The sequence below is a fragment of the Nocardioides eburneiflavus genome (genome assembly GCF_004785795.1).
Classification (GTDB): Bacteria; Actinomycetota; Actinomycetes; order Propionibacteriales; family Nocardioidaceae; genus Nocardioides; species Nocardioides eburneiflavus.
Map to the genome: position 1 here is coordinate 2,759,399 of NZ_SRRO01000001.1, position 16,742 is coordinate 2,776,140.

Genomic DNA, 16,742 nt, shown 5'->3' on the forward strand with positions numbered 1-16,742 from the left:
TCAGTCGAAGGTCAGGACCGGCTTGATGGTCACGCCGCTCCTGACGTCCTCGACCGCCTGCTGGATGTCGGCGAAGTCGTAGGTCGTGACCAGCTCGGGGACCGGCAGCCGTCCGTCACCGACCATCTCCGCCAGCACCGGGATGAACGTCTGGGTCTCGCTGTCGCCGAGGGTGATGCCGACGACGTGCTTGCCGCCGAGGAGGCCATTGACCTCGAGCCCGACCTCGGTGCCGAACGGCGGCGCACCGACGACGACCGCGGTGCCACGCGCGGCCAGCGAGTCGACCGCCTGGCGCAGGACGGTGACGTTCCCGGTGGTCTCGATGACCCCGTCGCAGCCGGCACCGCCGGTGAGCTCGGCGATCCGCTCCGCGTAGTCCTCCAGCGAGGCGTCGACGACGTGGGTGGCACCCAGCTTGCGGGCCAGGTCGAGCCGGTGGGGCTTGACGTCGACTGCCACGATCCGCTGGGCGGGGGTGAGCGCGGCAGCCATCACCGCCGAGAGGCCGACCGCCCCCGCGCCGGCCACGACGACGGTGCTGCCGGGTCCTGGTCGGAGCACGTTCCACACCGCGCCGACGCCGGTCTGCACGCCGCAGCCGAGCGGCGCGAGGGTCTCCAGCGGCGAGCGGGAGTCGACCTTGACCACGCTGCGCTCGTCGGCCACCGCGTGCCGGGCGAAGGACGACTGGCCGAAGAAGTGGCCGCCGATCGGCTCGCCGGAGCGACTGATGGTGGCCGATCCGTCGCGACGAGCGCCACCGATCAGGTTGTCGGGGAGCCAGGTGGCGCAGTAGGCCGGGTGCCCTCCGCGACAGTTGCGGCAGGACCCGCACGAGGTGAACGACAGCAGGACGTGGTCGCCCGGCACCACCGACGTGACGGCCGGACCGACCCGCTCGACGATGCCGGCCCCCTCGTGCCCGAGCACGCCGGGCAGGGGGAACGGCAGTCCGCCCGAGGCCACGCCGAGGTCGGTGTGGCAGAGGCCGGCCGCGGTCATCCGCACCAGCACCTCGTCGGCACGGGGCTCGTCGAGCTCGACGTCGACCAGGGTGAAGGGGGCGCCCCCGGACTCGACGACGGCGGCCTGGGTGGTGATCGTCATGCCTGCTCCCGGGGCAGTGGCGGAAGGGAGACGACGACGGACTTCACCTTGGTGTAGGCCTCCAGTGCCTCGGGACCGTACTCGCGGCCGAAGCCGGAGTCCTTGACACCGCCGAAGGGCACTGCCGGATCGAGCATCGCCCAGTCGTTGACCCACACGATCCCGGCGTCGAGGCGCGCCGCGACCCGGTGGGCCCGGGTCACGTCGCGGGTCTGGAGACCGGCGGCGAGGCCGTAGGGCGTGCCGTTGGCGAGTGCCACGGCCTCGTCCTCGTCGTCGAAAGGCTGCACGGTGAGGACCGGTCCGAAGACCTCCTCGGCGATCACGCGGGAGTCGGCGGGCAGGTCCGCGATCACGGTCGGCCGGTAGTAGTAGCCGCCGTCGAGGTCGAGCCGCTCGCCGCCGCAGACGATCCGGCCGCCCTCCTTGCGGGCCAGCTCGACGTAGTCCTCGACCTTGGTCAGCTGACGCTCGCCGGCCAGCGGGCCGATGACCGTCGCCGAGTCACGCGGGTCGCCGATCGGGACCGTGGGCACCGCCTGCTCGAGGATCCCCAGGACCGTGTCGTGCAGCGGCCGGGCGACGAGCAGCCGCGGGCCCGCCATGCAGAACTGACCGGAGTTGAAGACGAACGCCTTGATCACCGCACCGATCGCCACGTCGAGGTCGGCGTCGTCGAAGACGATGTGGGCCGCGTTGCCGCCGAGCTCCATGGTGACCGGCTTGAGGTGCTCGCCGGCCACGCTGGCGGCGTGGCGGCCGATCGCCGTCGACCCGGTGAAGGCGATCTTGTCGACGCCGGGATGGCGCAGCAGCGCCTCGCCGACGACCTGGCCGCTGCCGGTGACGACGTTGAGCACCCCGTCCGGGACGCCGGCGTCCTTGAGCAGCTCGGCCATGAAGAGCGCGCTGAGCGGGGTGTCGTCGGCGGGCTTGTGGACCACGACGTTGCCGGCGGCCAGGGCCGCGGCGATCTTGGTGCTCGACAGGATCAGCGGGAAGTTGAAGGGGGTGATGGCGCCCACGACACCCACCGGCAGCCGGGTCGTGTAGGCGAGGGACGGGATCGGCGTGGAGCGGGTGGCGCCCTCGAGGCCCTGGGCCAACGCCGCGCAGTACTCGTACTGCTGGGCTGCGGTCTCGACGTCCACGGCGCGACACAGGGACACCGGCTTGCCGACGTCGTGGCTCTCGAGGGAGACGAGCTCATCGGCTCGCTCGCGGATCAGCTGGGCGGCCCTGTTCAGGATGCGCGCCCGGTCACGCGCCGGCATCCGTGGCCACGGGCCGTCGTCGAATGCCTCGCGCGCATGGCGTACGGCGACGTCGACGTCCGTGGCGTCGGCCTCCACGACCGTGGTGAGGATCTCCCCGGTCGCGGGATCGACCACGTCGCGGCGCAGGCCGGCGTTCCCCTCGCGCCATGCGCCGCCGACGAACAGCTGTCGTGGCGCGAGCTGCTGTGCCTCTTGACTCATCATTGCCATCCCAAGTTATCAGGGTTCCTGTCGAAACGACAGTCTGATGTGGCGGTGCTCACCTTGTCAATGGGCGAATCCGCGCCATTCCACCAATGGCCGCCAGGGGTCCTGGGTCGCTCCGCTGGGCGTTCTCGGGCCGCGTGAAGTGAACTATTGACAGTCGATGTGACGCCGGTCATACTCCACCTTCAGGATTCCTGACTAACAGGAAACCTGACATTCCGGTTCTCGGACCCATCTACTCGAGGTGACCCATGCTCCGCACCAGACTCACCGTCCCCACCGTCGCCGGAGCGCTCGCTCTGGCACTCGGTCTGGCCGCGTGCGGCTCCGCCGAAGGCGGGACCGCCAGCTCGTCCGGCCCGATCAAGATCGGGGTCGTCGTGCCACTCACCGGGCCGTTCGCGCCACTCGGCATCGGCGACAAGGCCGCGATCGAGCAGGAGGTCGCCCGGATCAACGCCGACGGCGGTGTCCTCGGCCGTGACCTCGAGGTGACCATCAAGGACGACAAGACCGAGGTCCCCCAGTCGGTGACCGAGTACAACCAGATGGCCGGGGACCGCAGCTACACGGCGATCCTGTCCTCCTCCAACGTCTCGGCCTCCACCGCGATCGGTCCCAGCGCCGAGAGCAACAAGATCCCGACCATCGCCCTCGGGCCGGTCAGCGCCTTCAAGGACGGCTCGAACGCCTACGCCTTCACGTGCGTGGCGATCCCGGAGCTCTACGCCGAGGCGGTGGTCGACTACCTCGAGTCGGAGGGCGTCGAGTCCCTGGCGATCGCCTACACGTCGGAGGATCCCTACGGCAAGAACGGCAACGACGCGACCGTCGCGGCCGCCGAGGCGGCGGGCATCGAGGTGGTGGTCGACGAGGCGATCGACGTCGCGGCGACCGACTTCACCGCGGCGATCTCGAAGGTGAAGGCCGCCGAGCCCGATGCCTTCCTGGTCTGGGTCGCCGGTCCTGCATCGGTCATCATCACCAAGCAGTTCGCCGGGTCCGGCATCCCACTCGTCATGACCGGCGCGCAGGCCTCGAACCTGTACGTCGAGCCCGCGGGCGCGGAGGCCGAGGGAGTCGTGATGACCAGCAGCATCGCCGTCCCGGGCCGTGAGCTGCCGGCAGGCCCGCTCAAGGACGCCGTCGACGCGTTCGCGAACCCGTGGCTGGAGCAGAACGACGTCTACCCGCCCCAGTTCGCGTTCGACGGCGCGGCCGGCATCCAGCTGCTGGTGGCCGCGATCGAGAAGGCGGAGTCCAGCGACCGGGAGAAGGTGCGCGACGCCCTGGAGTCCCTCGACGTGCTCACGCCCATCGGGAGGTTCGAGTTCTCCGAGGACGACCACGGCGGCATCGGCAAGGACGCCATCGCGATCGTCCGGGTCGAGGACGGCGACCTGAAGGCGACGCCGTACTCCCTCGAGGCGTTCGGGACGAGCCTGCCCGAGTAGTCGGGCCGCGAGGTCCGACGTCACGAGACGGGTGCGGGCCGGGCTGGACAGGTAGCCGTCCGGCCCGCACCTCGCCATCACGCCAGCCAGTCCACCCACCACCAGCGGAGGCCAGCATGCTCGAGGTCCAACGCGTGTCGAAGCACTTCGGCGGTGTCTACGCCAACAAGGACGTCAGCCTCGAGGTCGCCGAGGGCGAGCTGCGCGGGGTGATCGGTCCCAACGGCGCCGGCAAGTCGACGCTCTTCAACCTGATCGCCGGGCACCTGCGCCCGGACGCCGGATCGATCAGCCTGGCCGGGGCGCACATCGACCGGTTGCCACCCCACGTCCGGGCGCGCCGCGGAGTGGCGATCGTGTTCCAGGGTGCCCGCCTGTTCGCGGGCATGTCGCTGCTGCAGAACGTGATGGTGGGGGCGCACGCCCATTCGCGGGCGGGCCTGGTGTCCGCCGCGTTCCGGCCGCCGGCCCAGCGCCGCGAGGAGCGGGAGATCCGCGGCCGGGCCGAGCAGTGCCTGGACCGCGTCGGGCTGCTCGAGCTGGCGGACCGGCCGGCCGAGGGCCTGCCGCTGGGCCAGCAGCGCCGCCTCCAGGTGGCGCGGGCGCTGGCCGGCCAGCCACGGCTGCTCCTTCTCGACGAGCCGGCCTCCGGGCTGCGGGCGGCCGAGCGCACGCAGCTCGCCGGCCTCATCCGCGAGCTGAACGAAGCGGGCACCACCATCCTGCTCGTGGAGCACGACGTCGGCATGGTCACCTCGTTGGCCCACCGCATCACGGTGCTGGACCTCGGAACGGTGATCGCCGACGGCTCTCCGGCGGAGGTCACCTCCGACCCCGCCGTCGTCAAGGCCTACCTCGGAACGGGAGCAGACCATGCTGCACATCAGTGACCTCGTCGTGCGCTACGGCTCGGCGGTGGCCCTCGACGGAGTGTCCCTCGAGGTCGGCCGCGGTGAGATGGTCGCCCTGGTCGGACCCAACGGGGCCGGCAAGTCCACGCTGATCAACACCGTCAGCGGGCAGCTCAAGGCGGCTTCGGGATCGGTCGTCGTCGAGGGCACCGTCGCCCAGGTCCCCGAGGGCCGCCAGATGTTCCCCGACATGAGCGTCGAGGACAACCTGCTCCTCGGGGGCTGGTCGATCCGGAACCGACAGCTGGACGAGGTGTTCGACCTGCTCCCGGACCTGGCCGGGATGCGCCGGCGCAAGGCGGGTCGGCTCTCCGGCGGACAGCAGCAGATGGTGGCGATCGGCCGCGCACTGATGGCGCGACCCGACCTGCTGGCGATCGACGAGCTGTCGCTCGGCCTCGCGCCCATCGTGGTCGACGAGCTCGCCGAGCACCTTCGCTACCTCAACGCCGAACGTGGCACCGCCGTCCTCCTGGTCGAGCAGGAGGTCACACTCGCCTTCAACCTGTGCGCCCGCGCCTGCGTCCTGGAGGCGGGCCGGGTCGTGGTGACCGGGGACAGCGCCGAGCTCGCCGAGAGCGACGCCGTGCGCAAGGCCTACTTCGGCGACCTCGCCGAGCTTGCGGACGTGGAGGTGTCGCCGTGAGTGAGCTCGTCACCTACCTGGTCACGGGGATCGCGCTGGGCTCCTCGTTCGCCCTGATCGGCAGCGGCTTCGTCGTCGTGCACCGGGTCACCCGCGTCGTCAACTTCGCGCAAGGCTCCCTCGCCGTGCTCGGCGCGATGCTGTCCGCCTCGTTGCTGGCGGGACGCCTGCCGCACGTGGTGGGGGAGGCGGTGACCGTCGTGGTGTGCGGGGCGGTCGGCGTGCTGGTCGGCATCATCGCCATCGGCAAGCGTGGCACCCCGCCCCTGATCTCGCTGATCATCACCCTCGGCGTCTCGATGCTGTTCTCCGCCGCCATCATCTGGCTGTGGGGCCAGGACCCCGTGTCGCCACCCGGGCTCGACGGGTTCGCGACGATCCTCGGTGCCGAGGTGGAGCGGCAGCGGCTGCTGGTGCTCGTCGTGACGCTCGTGGCCTTCGCGGCACTCTCGCTGTTCTTCTCCCGCACCTACCTCGGCAAGGCGCTCACCGCCAGCGCGTCGAACCCCTTCGCCGCGCGCCTCGTCGGCATCGACGTGCGTCGCATGGGGCTGGTCGCCTTCGGACTCTCGGGTGCCCTGGGCGGTCTGGCGGGCGCGCTGGTCGCGCCCAGCAACGCCCTCTCGTTCTACTCCGACCTGCCCATGGCCCTCGGCGGTTTCGCCGCCGCCGTCTTCGGCGGGCTGGTCAGCCCGCTCCGGACCCTGGTCGGCGGCCTCGGGCTCGGGGTGGCCGGCCAGCTCACGGCGGGCTACCTCAACGGGTCCTACCAGACCGAGGTGGCCCTGCTGCTGATGATGGTGATCATGATCGCGCGGAGCAGCAGCTTCGCCCACGAGGAGGCAAAGTGATGACGGACATGATGCGACGAGTGGTGTCGCGTCCCCAGCCCCGGAGCATCCTCGTGGTCCTGGCCTGCGGGGCCGCGTGCGTGGCCCCGCTCGTGCTGTCCGACCTGACCTTCTTCATGCGCATGGTGCTGGCCGCGATCGTGGTCACCGGCCTGTCGATCCTGATGGGCTACTCCGGCCAGGCGTCCCTCGGCCAGGGCGCCTTCGTGGCCGCCGGCGCGCTCACCGTGGCGGTCGGCACCACGAGGTTCGAGCTCCCACCCCTCGTCGCGCTGCTCGCCGCGCCGCTCGTGGCGGCCGGGTTCGCCGCGCTGGTCGGCGTACCGCTGCTCCGCCTGCACGGGCACTACCTCGCCTTCGGGACGCTCGCGCTGCTGCTGATGGTGCAGACCGCCATGAGCACCTTCGACGTGCTCGGAGGCGCTCTCGGGGTCAGCGGCATCCCACCGCTGGGCGTCGGCGACCGGGTCGTCGTCGGGCAGCTTCCCTACGTCTACCTGGCGCTGGGCTGCCTGGGGCTGGTGCTGCTGGTAAGCCACCGGACGGTGCACAGCCGCTTCGGCCGGGGCATCCAGGCACTGGCCGGAAGCCAGACCGCAGCCGAGTCGGCGGGGGTGCCGGTGAACCGCAGCAAGGTCGCCATCTTCGCGCTGTCGGCGGGGTGTGCCGGACTCGCCGGTGGACTCTCGGCGTTCCTCACGCCCTACGTGAGCCCGGACTCGTTCCCGGCCGTGGAGTCGTTCACCTACGTGATCATGGCCGTCGTCGGCGGCCTCGGGACCATCTGGGGAGGAGTGGTGGGAGCAGTGGTCGTCTCGGTGCTCCTCCAGGTCCTCAACACGATCAGCAGCCAGCCCGGACTGCCACCCACGGCGGCCCCGATCATGCAGTACGCCACGTACGGCACCCTGCTCGTGCTCGCGCTCCTCTTCATGCCCCGAGGTGTGGTCCCGAGCGTCGACGCGGGGGTCGGTCGGCTGGTGGAGCGGGCGCGGGTCGGAGTGCGCGGATGAGCGTGCCGCAGCCCAGCACCGCAGAGGAGGCGGCCAGGGACCGCGACGTCACCCTGCTCTACCTCATCAAGCAGGTGGAGCTCGCGGTCCGCCAGGAGCTCGACGAGGTGGTGGCGACCGCCGACCTGACCACGTTGCAGTACACCGCACTGACCGTCCTCCAGCGGCACCCGGGTATCACCTCCGCCGAGCTGGCACGCAACTCGTTCGTCCGCGCGCAGACCATGGCCGAGATGATCACCTACCTGCTCGGTCGGGGGCTGGTGGCGCGGGAGCGCGACGAGAACAACCGCAAGCAGTACCTGCTGACCCTGACCACAGTGGGACAGCGCGTGCTCGACGAGCTGCTGGACGCGGTCGCCGACATCGAGGCCCGGATGCTCGAGGAGTTCGACGGCGGCCAGACCGAGATCCTGCGCACCTACCTGCTGCGCTGCCGGCACTCGCTGAGCGGGGGACCGCCTCGGTAGCATCCGGGTCCGGAGGGCAGGGCCCGTTAGAGTCGTCCACCGACGTCGTCATGGCCGCGGTCGGAGGACTCGGCACCGTAGGGGAGGGCCCATGAGCAGCACATCTCCGTCGTTCACGCCCGGTCGTGAGCGCGACGTCACCCTCCTCTACCTGATCAAGCAGGTGGAGCTGGCGGTCCGGCAGGCGCTGGACGACGTGGTCGCCACCGCCGACCTGACCACGCTGCAGTACACCGCGCTGACCGTGCTGGAGCGCCATCCCGGCATCACCTCCGCCGAGCTGGCCCGCAACTCGTTCGTGCGCGCCCAGTCGATGGCCGAGATGGTGACCGTCCTCCTCGGCCGCGGCCTGATCACCCGCGAGCGCGACGAGCGCAATCGCAAGCAGTACCTGTTGGCGCTGAGCGCGGACGGGCAGCGCACGCTCGACGGCCTGTACGAGTCCGTTGCCGACATCGAGGCCCGGATGCTCCAGGGGTTCGACGTCGGGCAGACCGAGATCCTGCGCACCTACCTGGTGCGCTGCCGGCACGCGCTGAGCGGCACCACGCCGCGCTAGCCGGGTCGTGCCGCGGCACGCATGACCACACGGGGGAACCCCGCCGAGGTCGCGTCGGTCCGCGCGGCGAGCTCGAAGCCGGCGTCCTCGAAGAGCTTGCGGGTGCCGACGTAGGCCATCGTCAGGTCGACCTTCGCGCCCTGGTTGTCGACCGGGTAGCCCTCGACGACCGGGGCGCCGCGCTGCACGGCGTACGTCACGGCACCGTCGAGGAGCACGTGGGAGATGCCACGCCCCCTGTGGCCCGGTCGCACCCGGATGCACCACACCGACCAGGCGCGCTGGTCGTCGACGTGCGGGATCTTCGTCGAGCGCGCGAACGGCAGGTCGGCGCGCGGGGCGACCGCCGCCCAGCCGACCACCTCGTCGCCGTCGTAGGCGAGCACGCCGGGCTTGGTGCGCCTGCGTGTCAGCGCCTCGACGTAGGCCCCGCGATCCGGCCCGGCGAGCTCCCGGTTCTCCTTGGCGGGGATCCGGTGGCTCAGGCACCAGCACACGCTCGAGGTCGGGTTCTTCGGGCCGACCATCGTGCGTACGTCGTCGAAGCGCGCGTGGGTCGCGGGGAACACGCGGAACCCGTCGGAGGCGGCGAGGGGCGTCGTGGCCATGAGGCCCACGCTAGACCGGACCGCCGACGACCGGGCCTGTTCCCGGGCCTGTTCCCGGGCCTGTTCAATGGCCACCATGGCGCACGCGATGCGGAAGATCGGCCTGTCGTCGGTGGACTTCGCCGAGGTCGAGGCGATGCAGGCGGCGGGGGAGTGGGACGCCGCTGGTGAGCTGCTCGCCGGGGAGGCAGCCGCGCTCGAGGCCGCCGGCGCCGAGTGCCTCGTGCTGTGCACCAACACGATGCACAAGGTCGCCGACGCCCTCGAGGCGGCGACCACGGTGCCGCTCGTGCACATCGTCGACGTGACCGCGGCCGCCGTCCGCGCGGCCGGGCTCACCCGGGTCGCGCTGCTCGGCACCCGGTTCACGATGGAGCAGTCCTTCGTGCGCGAGCGCCTGGCGGCGGGCGGCGTCGAGGCGCTCGTGCCGTCGGGCGAGGACCTCGAGACGGTGCACCGGGTGATCTACGACGAGCTGGTCCACGGCGTGGTCAGCAAGTCCTCGCGCACGGCGTACGTCGGGGTGATCGGCCGGCTCGTGGCCGCCGGGGCCGAGGGCGTCGTGCTCGGCTGCACGGAGATCGAGCTGCTGGTCGGCCCGGACGACGTCGACGTCCCGGTCTTCGCCACCACGGCTCTGCATGCGAGGGCGGCCGTGGACTTCGCGCTCGCCTGACCCGGAGGTCGGACCTCACCCTCCGACCTCGATCATCTGCAGGTACTGGTGGACCTGCTGGATCGCGACCGACCCCTCTCCGGCCGCCGAGGCGACCCGTTTGACCGATCCGGAGCGCACGTCGCCGACGGCGAAGACGCCCGGCATCGAGGACTCGAACATGAACGGTGGACGCTGTGCCCGCCAGTGCTCGCCCGGCCCGGTCACCACGAAGCCGAACCGGTCGCGGACGACCTCGTCCGGGAGCCATTCGGTGAAGGGGCGGGCGCCGATGAGGATGAAGGCGGCGTCGGCCGGGACCGTCTCGGTCTCGTCCTTGCCTGCCTCGCGCAGGCTGAGGGTGGCCAGCGACCCGCTGCCCGAGCCGTCGACGATCTCGGTCCGGAAGCGCACGTCGATGTTGGCCCGCCCCTCGATCTCGTCGATGAGGTAGGTCGACATCGTCTCGGCGAGGGTGTCTCGGCGGACGAGGATGGTCACCGACGCGGCGTGGGAGGCGAGGTGGACCGCGGCCTGGCCGGCGGAGTTGCCCGCGCCCACGACGTAGACGGAGCGTCCGCTGAAGCGCTCGGCCTCCGAGGCGGTGGCGCCGTAGAAGACGCCCTGCCCCACCAGTGGGTCGAGGGCCGGGACGCCGAGGCTGCGGTAGCTGACGCCCATGGCGAGGACGACGACGCCGGTGGAGATCTCGTTGCTGGTCGTCGTGGTGAGGTAGAGCCGGTCACCGCTGCTGCGGAGACCCTGCGCCTCGCACACCTGGAGGAACGTCGTCCCGAACACCCAGGCCTGCTGCTGTGCTCGGGTGGCCAGGTCCGCGCCGGTGACCCCGCGGGGGAAGCCGAGGTAGTTGCGGATGCGGGAGCTCGAGCCTGCCTGCCCCCCGATGGTCTCGCGCTCGACCACCAGGGTGCGCAGTCCCTCCGAGGACGCGTACACGGCGGCGGCGAGGCCGCTCGGCCCCGCGCCGATCACCGTGACGTCGTACTCGAGTGAGCCGGAGAGCCGGGTGCGGGCTCCATAGGCCTCGGCGATCTCGGCGTTGCTCGGGTCGACCAGCACGCGGCCGTTGCGCTGGATGACCACCGGTACGCCCGGGTCCGGCTGGCGGTACTCCTGCAGGAGGCGAAGCCCGTCCGGGGATCCGGTCGCGTGGAAGACGAACGGCACCCGGTTGCGGTCCAGGAGGCTGCGCAGCTGTGAGGCTCGGGGACTTCCGGCGTCGGCGACGATCGCGAGCTCGCGGGACAGCGAGGCGTCGGACCCCACCCACCCGTGCAGGCTCTCGGTGACGACGTGGTGGAAGAGCTCGTCCGCCCGGCGCCACGGCTTGAGTGCGTAGTAGTCCACCTGGCCCAGCGCGATGGCGCGCCTCAGCGGCTGTGCGGTGGCGTCGACCTCCCACTCTCCCCAGGAGATGAGCAGCAGGCGTCGCGAGTGGGGGAACAGCTCGCCGGCGCGGGCGAGGAGCTCGCAACCGGTGCCGTCGGGCAGCCACTGGTCGGAGAGGATCAGCGCCAGCCGCTCCCCGGCCGCGCAGAGGTCGGCCAGCTGCCGCTGCGCCGTCGCGACAGCGCGGGCGGTGACCACGGAGTACGCCCGGCCATAGCGGTCCTCCAGCTCGTTGCCCAGCAGGGCGATCGCGTCCGGATCGTCATCGACGGCGAGGATGATGGGTCGGCGTTCCGGTGCTGGCCGGTCGCCCCGCGGCGGTGGGGAGTCCACCCGACGATTGTGGCCCGGTCGGGGCTCGGGCGACACCCGTGCACCAGCACCCCCAATTTTGCCGAGTGACAACGCTGCGAGGGGTGCCAGACTGAGCAGATGGCGGAGCAGTCCATCCTGGGGGATGCGCGCGACGCGGCGTCGCGCTACGCCTGGAGAGAGGCGTTCGAGCTCTTCGCGTCAGCTGACGCCGTTGCGCCCCTCGAGCCGGAGCACCTCGACGAGATGGCCGAGTGTGCGTGGTGGATCGGCAAGATGCACCACTGCATGGCACTGCGCGAGCGTGCCTACAGGGAGTACCTGAAGAAGGACGACCCACGGCACGCCGCCCGCGTCGCCATCGACCTCGCCCAGCACCACGGCGACCTCGGCGAGCAGGGTGACGCCGCAGCCTGGCTGCAGAACGCGACGCGCCTGCTGGAACCCGAGCCCGAGGGAGCCGAGCACGGGTGGCTGCACCTGGCCCTGGCGATCATGGCACACAGCGAGGGCGAGGACGAGGTGGTCGTCGAGCACACCGAGCTGGCCTCCGAGATCGGTGGGCGCCACGGCGACAAGGACCTCTTCGCGCTCGGGCACGCGTTCCACGGCATCAGCCTGGTCGCGGGAGGCGCGGATGCCGAGCGCGGGCTGGCGATGGTGGAGGAGGCGACCGAGGGAGCGGTCTCCGGCGAGCTCGGCGCCCGGGCCACCGGGATGATCTACTGCCTGATGATCTCGGTCAACGCCCAGCTGGCCGACTGGCAGGGCGCCGGGCACTGGACCGAGGCCGCGACGCGCTGGTGCGATCGCCAGGCCATCAACGGCTTCCCCGGGATCTGCCGCGTGCACCGCGCCGAGATCCTCCGCCTGCGCGGCTCCCTCGTCGACGCCGAGGAGGAGGCGCGCGCGGCGACGGTCGAGCTGGGCTCGTTCAACCTCATGTTCTCGGCGTTGGCCTTCCGTGAGCTGGGCGAGGTGCGACTGAAGATGGGCGACCTCGACGCTGCCGAAGAGGCGTTCCGGCAGGCCGCCGAGATGGGGGTGACGCCGCATCCTGGTCTGGCGCAGGCGATGGTCCAGCGCGGCCACCCGGAGCAGGCCGCGACCGGTCTCCGACGGATACTCGCCAGCACCGGGATCGGGCCCCTCGAGCGGGCCAAGATGCTGCCGACGCAGCTCGAGGTGGCCCTGTCCCTCGACGACCTCGACACGGCGCGCGCCGCTGCCGACGAGCTGGCCGTGATCGCCGGCCAGCACCCCACGCCGGCGCTGCGCGCGACGGCGGACGCGGGAGCCGCGGCAGTCCTGCTGGCGGAGGGGAGGCTCGACGAGGCCGCCACCGCCGCCGATCGGGCCCACACACTGTTCGCGGGCATCGACCTCTCCTACGAGGCGGCCAGGGCTTCGGAGCTCCTCGGCCGGATCCACCACGCGCAGGGGAACGTGAGCGGGGCGCGCGTCGAGGAGGCCGACGCCCTGGCGGCGTACGAGCAGATCGGGGCCGTGGTCGACGCCGAGCGCGCCCGGGGCCTGCTCGCGACCCACGCCTGACGACGCCCGGTCTCCGCCGGAGGCCACGCACCACACGTGTGCGAGATGTTGCCCCTCGCGGAGCCGAGCGAGGGCATCGTCCGGGACACGTGTCCGCGTTGCCATCGCGCCGGTCGACACGACCTCAGGCCTGCGCGGGCCAGAGGGAGTGGTAGGCGTTGATCGCCGGCTGGCCGCCGAGGTGGGAGTAGAGCACGTGGGAGTCGGCCGGGATCTCGCGCGACTCGACGAGGTCGACGAGCCCGGCGAGCGACTTCCCCTCGTAGACCGGGTCGGTGATCATCGCCTCGAGCTGCGCGCCGAGGGCCATCGCCTCCATCGTGGAGTCGACCGGGAGCCCGTACAGCTCGCCGGCCCAGCCCTCGAGCACCGTGATCTCGTCGTCGCGCAGGTCCCGGCCGAGCTCGATCAGCTCGGCGGTGTGGCGCGCGATGCGGGCCACCTGGTCGCGGGTCTTCTCGATCGTCGCGCTGGCGTCGATGCCGAGCACGCGGCGGCGTACGCCGGTGAGGTCCTCGAGCGCGGCGAACCCGGCGATCATCCCGGCGTGGGTGGAGCCGGTGACGGTGCAGACGACGATGGTGTCGAAGGTGAGACCGACCGCCTTCTCCTGCTCGGCGACCTCGAAGGCCCAGCTCGCGAACCCGAGGCCGCCGAGCCGGTGCTCGCTCGCGCCGGCCGGGATGGCGTACGGCGTGCCGCCCGCCTCCTCCACCTCACGGATCGCGTCCTTCCACGAGTCGCGGATGCCGATGTCGAAGCCGTGCGGGTCCAGGCGCGAGTCGGCGCCCATCATCCGGCTGAGCAGGATGTTGCCGACCTGGGTGTTGGTCGGGTCGTCCCACGGCACCCACTTCTCCTGGACGAGGCGGCACTTCAGCCCGAGGTGCGCGGCGACGGCCGCGACCTGCCGCGTGTGGTTGGACTGGTAGCCGCCGATCGAGACGAGCGTGTCGGCCCCGCTGGCGAGCACGTCGGGGACGATGTACTCGAGCTTGCGGACCTTGTTGCCGCCGAAGGCGAGACCACTGTTGACGTCCTCGCGCTTGGCCCACACCTGCGCGCCGCCGCCGCGGGCGGCGAGGTGGTCGCTGAGCCGCCGCAGGTGGTGGACGGGGGAGGGCCCGAAGGTGAGCGGGTGGCGGGGGAACTGCTCGAGGATCACGGGGTCTCCTGCTGGTCGGGCCGGGGGTCGGGCCGGGGGTCGGGCCGGGGGTCGGGCCGGGGGTCGGGCTGGGGGTCGGGCTGGGGGTCGGGGATCAGGTCGGCGAGGTTCTGCCAGGTGCGGAAGGCGACCTCGGCCGCGGCGTCGGCGTCGCGTGCGGCGCAGGCCTCGACGAGCCGGTCGTGGAGCGTGACGGACTCGGCTGCCGCGTGCGAGGCGAACCGGCGTCGCTCGAGCCGGCGTACGACAGGGGTGAGCTGGGTGAGCACCGTCGCGACCGCGCGGTTGTCCGCCACGTCGACCGCGACGGCGTGGAAGTCGTCGTCGGCGGACAACGCCGCGGCGGTGTCGCGAGCCTCGACCGCGTCGGCGAACCGGACGTTGGCCGCGCGCATCCGGTCGAGGTCGTCCTCGGTGAGCCGCGCGACCGCCTCCGACACCGCGAGCCGGTGCATGGCGACCACGACGGCGTGCGCCTGGCGGACCTCGTCGAGGTCGATCTCGGCGACCACGGTGGAGCGGCCGGGGGCCGCCCTGACCAACCCGGTCTCCCCGAGCCGGAGCAGCGCCTCGCGCACAGGCGTACGGCTCACGCCGAGCCACGCCGCGAGCTCGGTGTCGCGGACGACCTCGCCCGGCGCCAGGGTGCCGTCGACGATCGCGTCGCGCAGCCGGTCGTGGACCGTGTCGCGCAGCAGCGACGTGCGGAGCGGGGTGGGGGAGGCGGGCACCGGCATGCAATATATTGCACATCGCAAGCGCCGACCCGTCAAGTGGTAGTTCACCGGGATGTGGTGGTGAACCGAGGCCGTGGGCGACCGTTTCCCGGTGGACTACCTCGGGGTCGGGCCCCGGGAACAACCCGAGTGGTTGAGCGTTGAACCAGTCATGAAGAAGATCGGGTTCCTGAACTTCGGCCACTGGACCGACTCGCCGCACTCCCAGGTGCGCTCGGCGTCGGACACCCTGCTCCAGTCGATCGACCTCGCGGTCGCGGCGGAGGAGCTCGGCGCCGACGGGGCGTACTTCCGGGTGCACCACTTCGCCCGCCAGCTCGCCTCGCCGTTCCCGCTGCTCGCCGCCGTCGGCGCGCGCACCAGCCGGATCGAGATCGGCACCGGTGTGATCGACATGCGCTACGAGAACCCGCTGTACATGGCCGAGGACGCCGGCTCCGCCGACCTCATCTCCGGCGGCCGGCTCCAGCTCGGCATCAGCCGGGGATCACCGGAGCAGGTCATCGAGGGGTGGCGCTACTTCGGGTACGCCCCGGCGGAGGGCGAGGACCAGGCCGACATGGCCCGGCGGCACACCGAGGTGCTGCTCCAGGTGCTCGAGGGCGAGGGGTTCGCCCAGCCCAACCCGCGCCCGATGTTCCCCAACCCGCCCGGACTGCTCCGCATCGAGCCGCACTCGCCCGGCCTGCGCGAGCGCATCTGGTGGGGCGCCGCCTCCGACGCCACGGCACGCTGGGCGGCCGAGAAGGGCATGCACCTGATGAGCTCGACGCTGAAGGCCGACGAGACGGGCGAGCCGTTCCACGTCCAGCAGCGCAAGCAGATCGAGGTCTACCGGGAGGCGTGGATGGAGGCCGGCCACGAGGGCGAGCCGCGCGTGTCGGTCAGCCGGTCGATCATGCCGATCACCACCGACATGGACCGGGCCTACTTCGGCCACGAGGGCTCGAGCTCGGACCAGTTCGGGCAGATCGAGGCCAACCTGCGCGCGGTCTTCGGCAAGACGTACGCCGCCGAGCCGGATGTGCTGGTCAAGGAGCTGGCCGACGACGAGGCCGTCGCGGCCGCCGACACCCTGCTGCTGACAGTGCCCAACCAGCTGGGAGTGGACTACAACGCCCACATCCTGGAGTCGGTGCTCACCGACGTGGCACCGGACCTCGGCTGGCGCTGAAGGGCATCCCCCACCCGGCGTCGAACCAGTCGCCCAACCACTGTCGCATCATCGTGATCTCGCGGGCCTGCTCGTCGCGGATGTCGACCGCCAGCCGCTCCACGGCCGGGTGGTCGGCGAGGTCGCGGACGATCAGCTGCTGCGACATCATCACCGCCCCCATGTGGTGGCCGATCATGTCGGACAGGAAGGCCTCGTCGAGCTCGTCGCCGGAGAGTCCGGCGAGGTCGCGCATCATCGGTTCGTAGTCGACCTCGTGCGAGCGGTCGGCGTACCACTCGTCGAGCCACGCCTGCATCTGCTCGACCTGGGCGGACTGGCTCTCGACGATCCTGGCGCCGAAGGCGCGCATCTCGGGGCGCTCCGAGCGGGCCAGCTCGCCGGCCGCGTCGATCGCCTCCTCGTGGTGGGCGATCATCTCGGCGAGGAACGCGTGCTCGCTGTCCACCCACGCGTGCGACATGTGGCCGGCCGGTCCCATCGCCCCCGCGCGGCTCATGTGCTGGCGCGTCATGTGCTGGCCGGGCCACCACGAGCCGTCGTCCTGACCGGTCATGGCGACGGCGGTCGTGGCGCTGCCGAGCGCGAGGGCGACCACCGCCAGGCCTGCTGCAGCTCGTCGTCTCATC

General features: G+C 71.6%; 17 protein-coding genes. 10 read left to right on the forward strand and 7 right to left on the reverse strand.

What is annotated here, in order from left to right; all coding sequences use genetic code 11:
* Positions 1 to 1,110: an NAD(P)-dependent alcohol dehydrogenase gene (locus EXE59_RS12945; protein WP_135839269.1), complete on the reverse strand. Its 1,110-nt coding sequence runs from the start codon at positions 1,108 to 1,110 to the stop codon at positions 1 to 3.
* Positions 1,107 to 2,588, reverse strand: coding sequence for an aldehyde dehydrogenase family protein (locus EXE59_RS12950; RefSeq protein WP_135839270.1), 1,482 nt, complete (start codon positions 2,586 to 2,588; stop codon positions 1,107 to 1,109). Before EXE59_RS12950 ends, EXE59_RS12945 begins: the two co-directional genes overlap by 4 nt.
* A 257-nt stretch (positions 2,589 to 2,845) precedes the next feature.
* On the opposite strand from EXE59_RS12950, the gene EXE59_RS12955 reads away from it, so the two are divergent.
* The 7 genes from EXE59_RS12955 to EXE59_RS12985 all read left to right on the forward strand — a co-directional run bounded on the left by EXE59_RS12955 (position 2,846) and on the right by EXE59_RS12985 (position 8,498).
* Positions 2,846 to 4,048: an ABC transporter substrate-binding protein gene (locus EXE59_RS12955; protein WP_135839271.1), complete on the forward strand. Its 1,203-nt coding sequence runs from the start codon at positions 2,846 to 2,848 to the stop codon at positions 4,046 to 4,048.
* Between the two features lie 116 nt (positions 4,049 to 4,164).
* On the forward strand, positions 4,165 to 4,938 hold the full coding sequence (locus EXE59_RS12960; RefSeq protein ID WP_135839272.1) for an ABC transporter ATP-binding protein: 774 nt from the start codon (positions 4,165 to 4,167) through the stop codon (positions 4,936 to 4,938).
* Positions 4,922 to 5,605 (forward strand): ABC transporter ATP-binding protein, encoded by a 684-nt coding sequence (locus EXE59_RS12965; RefSeq protein ID WP_135839273.1) that lies wholly within the window; start codon positions 4,922 to 4,924, stop codon positions 5,603 to 5,605. The genes EXE59_RS12960 and EXE59_RS12965 overlap by 17 nt, the downstream gene beginning before the upstream one ends.
* Positions 5,602 to 6,456, forward strand: a complete 855-nt coding sequence (locus EXE59_RS12970) for a branched-chain amino acid ABC transporter permease (protein ID WP_135839274.1) — start codon at positions 5,602 to 5,604, stop codon at positions 6,454 to 6,456. Before EXE59_RS12965 ends, EXE59_RS12970 begins: the two co-directional genes overlap by 4 nt.
* On the forward strand, positions 6,456 to 7,469 hold the full coding sequence (locus EXE59_RS12975; RefSeq protein WP_210428986.1) for a branched-chain amino acid ABC transporter permease: 1,014 nt from the start codon (positions 6,456 to 6,458) through the stop codon (positions 7,467 to 7,469). The genes EXE59_RS12970 and EXE59_RS12975 overlap by 1 nt, the downstream gene beginning before the upstream one ends.
* Entirely contained in the window at positions 7,466 to 7,939 is a 474-nt protein-coding gene (locus EXE59_RS12980) for a MarR family winged helix-turn-helix transcriptional regulator (RefSeq protein ID WP_135839275.1), read from the forward strand. Before EXE59_RS12975 ends, EXE59_RS12980 begins: the two co-directional genes overlap by 4 nt.
* A gap of 91 nt (positions 7,940 to 8,030) precedes the next feature.
* On the forward strand, positions 8,031 to 8,498 hold the full coding sequence (locus EXE59_RS12985; protein ID WP_135839276.1) for a MarR family winged helix-turn-helix transcriptional regulator: 468 nt from the start codon (positions 8,031 to 8,033) through the stop codon (positions 8,496 to 8,498).
* Here EXE59_RS12985 and EXE59_RS12990 read toward each other — a convergent pair.
* The gene (locus tag EXE59_RS12990; RefSeq protein ID WP_135839277.1) at positions 8,495 to 9,106 is read right to left on the reverse strand and encodes a GNAT family N-acetyltransferase; all 612 of its coding nucleotides are present in this window, start codon (positions 9,104 to 9,106) and stop codon (positions 8,495 to 8,497) included. The genes EXE59_RS12985 and EXE59_RS12990 overlap by 4 nt on opposite strands.
* On the opposite strand from EXE59_RS12990, the gene EXE59_RS12995 reads away from it, so the two are divergent.
* The gene (locus tag EXE59_RS12995) at positions 9,105 to 9,782 is read left to right on the forward strand and encodes an aspartate/glutamate racemase family protein (protein WP_135839278.1); all 678 of its coding nucleotides are present in this window, start codon (positions 9,105 to 9,107) and stop codon (positions 9,780 to 9,782) included. The genes EXE59_RS12990 and EXE59_RS12995 overlap by 2 nt on opposite strands.
* Positions 9,783 to 9,797: 15 nt before the next feature.
* Here the strand turns inward: EXE59_RS12995 and EXE59_RS13000 are convergent, their stop codons facing one another.
* On the reverse strand, positions 9,798 to 11,504 hold the full coding sequence (locus EXE59_RS13000; RefSeq protein ID WP_168218506.1) for an NAD(P)/FAD-dependent oxidoreductase: 1,707 nt from the start codon (positions 11,502 to 11,504) through the stop codon (positions 9,798 to 9,800).
* Positions 11,505 to 11,603: 99 nt separating this feature from the next.
* Between EXE59_RS13000 and EXE59_RS13005 the strand changes: the two genes are divergently transcribed.
* The gene (locus EXE59_RS13005) at positions 11,604 to 13,037 is read left to right on the forward strand and encodes a tetratricopeptide repeat protein (protein ID WP_135839280.1); all 1,434 of its coding nucleotides are present in this window, start codon (positions 11,604 to 11,606) and stop codon (positions 13,035 to 13,037) included.
* 124 nt (positions 13,038 to 13,161) lie between these two features.
* Here EXE59_RS13005 and EXE59_RS13010 read toward each other — a convergent pair whose 3' ends face one another.
* Positions 13,162 to 14,202, reverse strand: a complete 1,041-nt coding sequence (locus tag EXE59_RS13010; RefSeq protein WP_135839281.1) for a 1-aminocyclopropane-1-carboxylate deaminase — start codon at positions 14,200 to 14,202, stop codon at positions 13,162 to 13,164.
* Positions 14,199 to 14,939: a GntR family transcriptional regulator gene (locus tag EXE59_RS13015; RefSeq protein ID WP_135839282.1), complete on the reverse strand. Its 741-nt coding sequence runs from the start codon at positions 14,937 to 14,939 to the stop codon at positions 14,199 to 14,201. The genes EXE59_RS13010 and EXE59_RS13015 overlap by 4 nt, the downstream gene beginning before the upstream one ends.
* Positions 14,940 to 15,090: 151 nt before the next feature.
* On the opposite strand from EXE59_RS13015, the gene EXE59_RS13020 reads away from it, so the two are divergent.
* Positions 15,091 to 16,113 carry an LLM class flavin-dependent oxidoreductase gene (locus EXE59_RS13020; protein WP_135839283.1) on the forward strand — a complete coding sequence of 341 codons (1,023 nt, stop codon included), beginning with the start codon at positions 15,091 to 15,093 and terminating at the stop codon, positions 16,111 to 16,113.
* Here the strand turns inward: EXE59_RS13020 and EXE59_RS13025 are convergent.
* Complete coding sequence (locus EXE59_RS13025) at positions 16,079 to 16,741, reverse strand: DUF305 domain-containing protein (RefSeq protein WP_135839284.1); 663 nt, start codon at positions 16,739 to 16,741, stop codon at positions 16,079 to 16,081. The two genes, EXE59_RS13020 and EXE59_RS13025, sit on opposite strands and share 35 nt — an antisense overlap.
* Position 16,742: the final 1 nt, after the last annotated feature.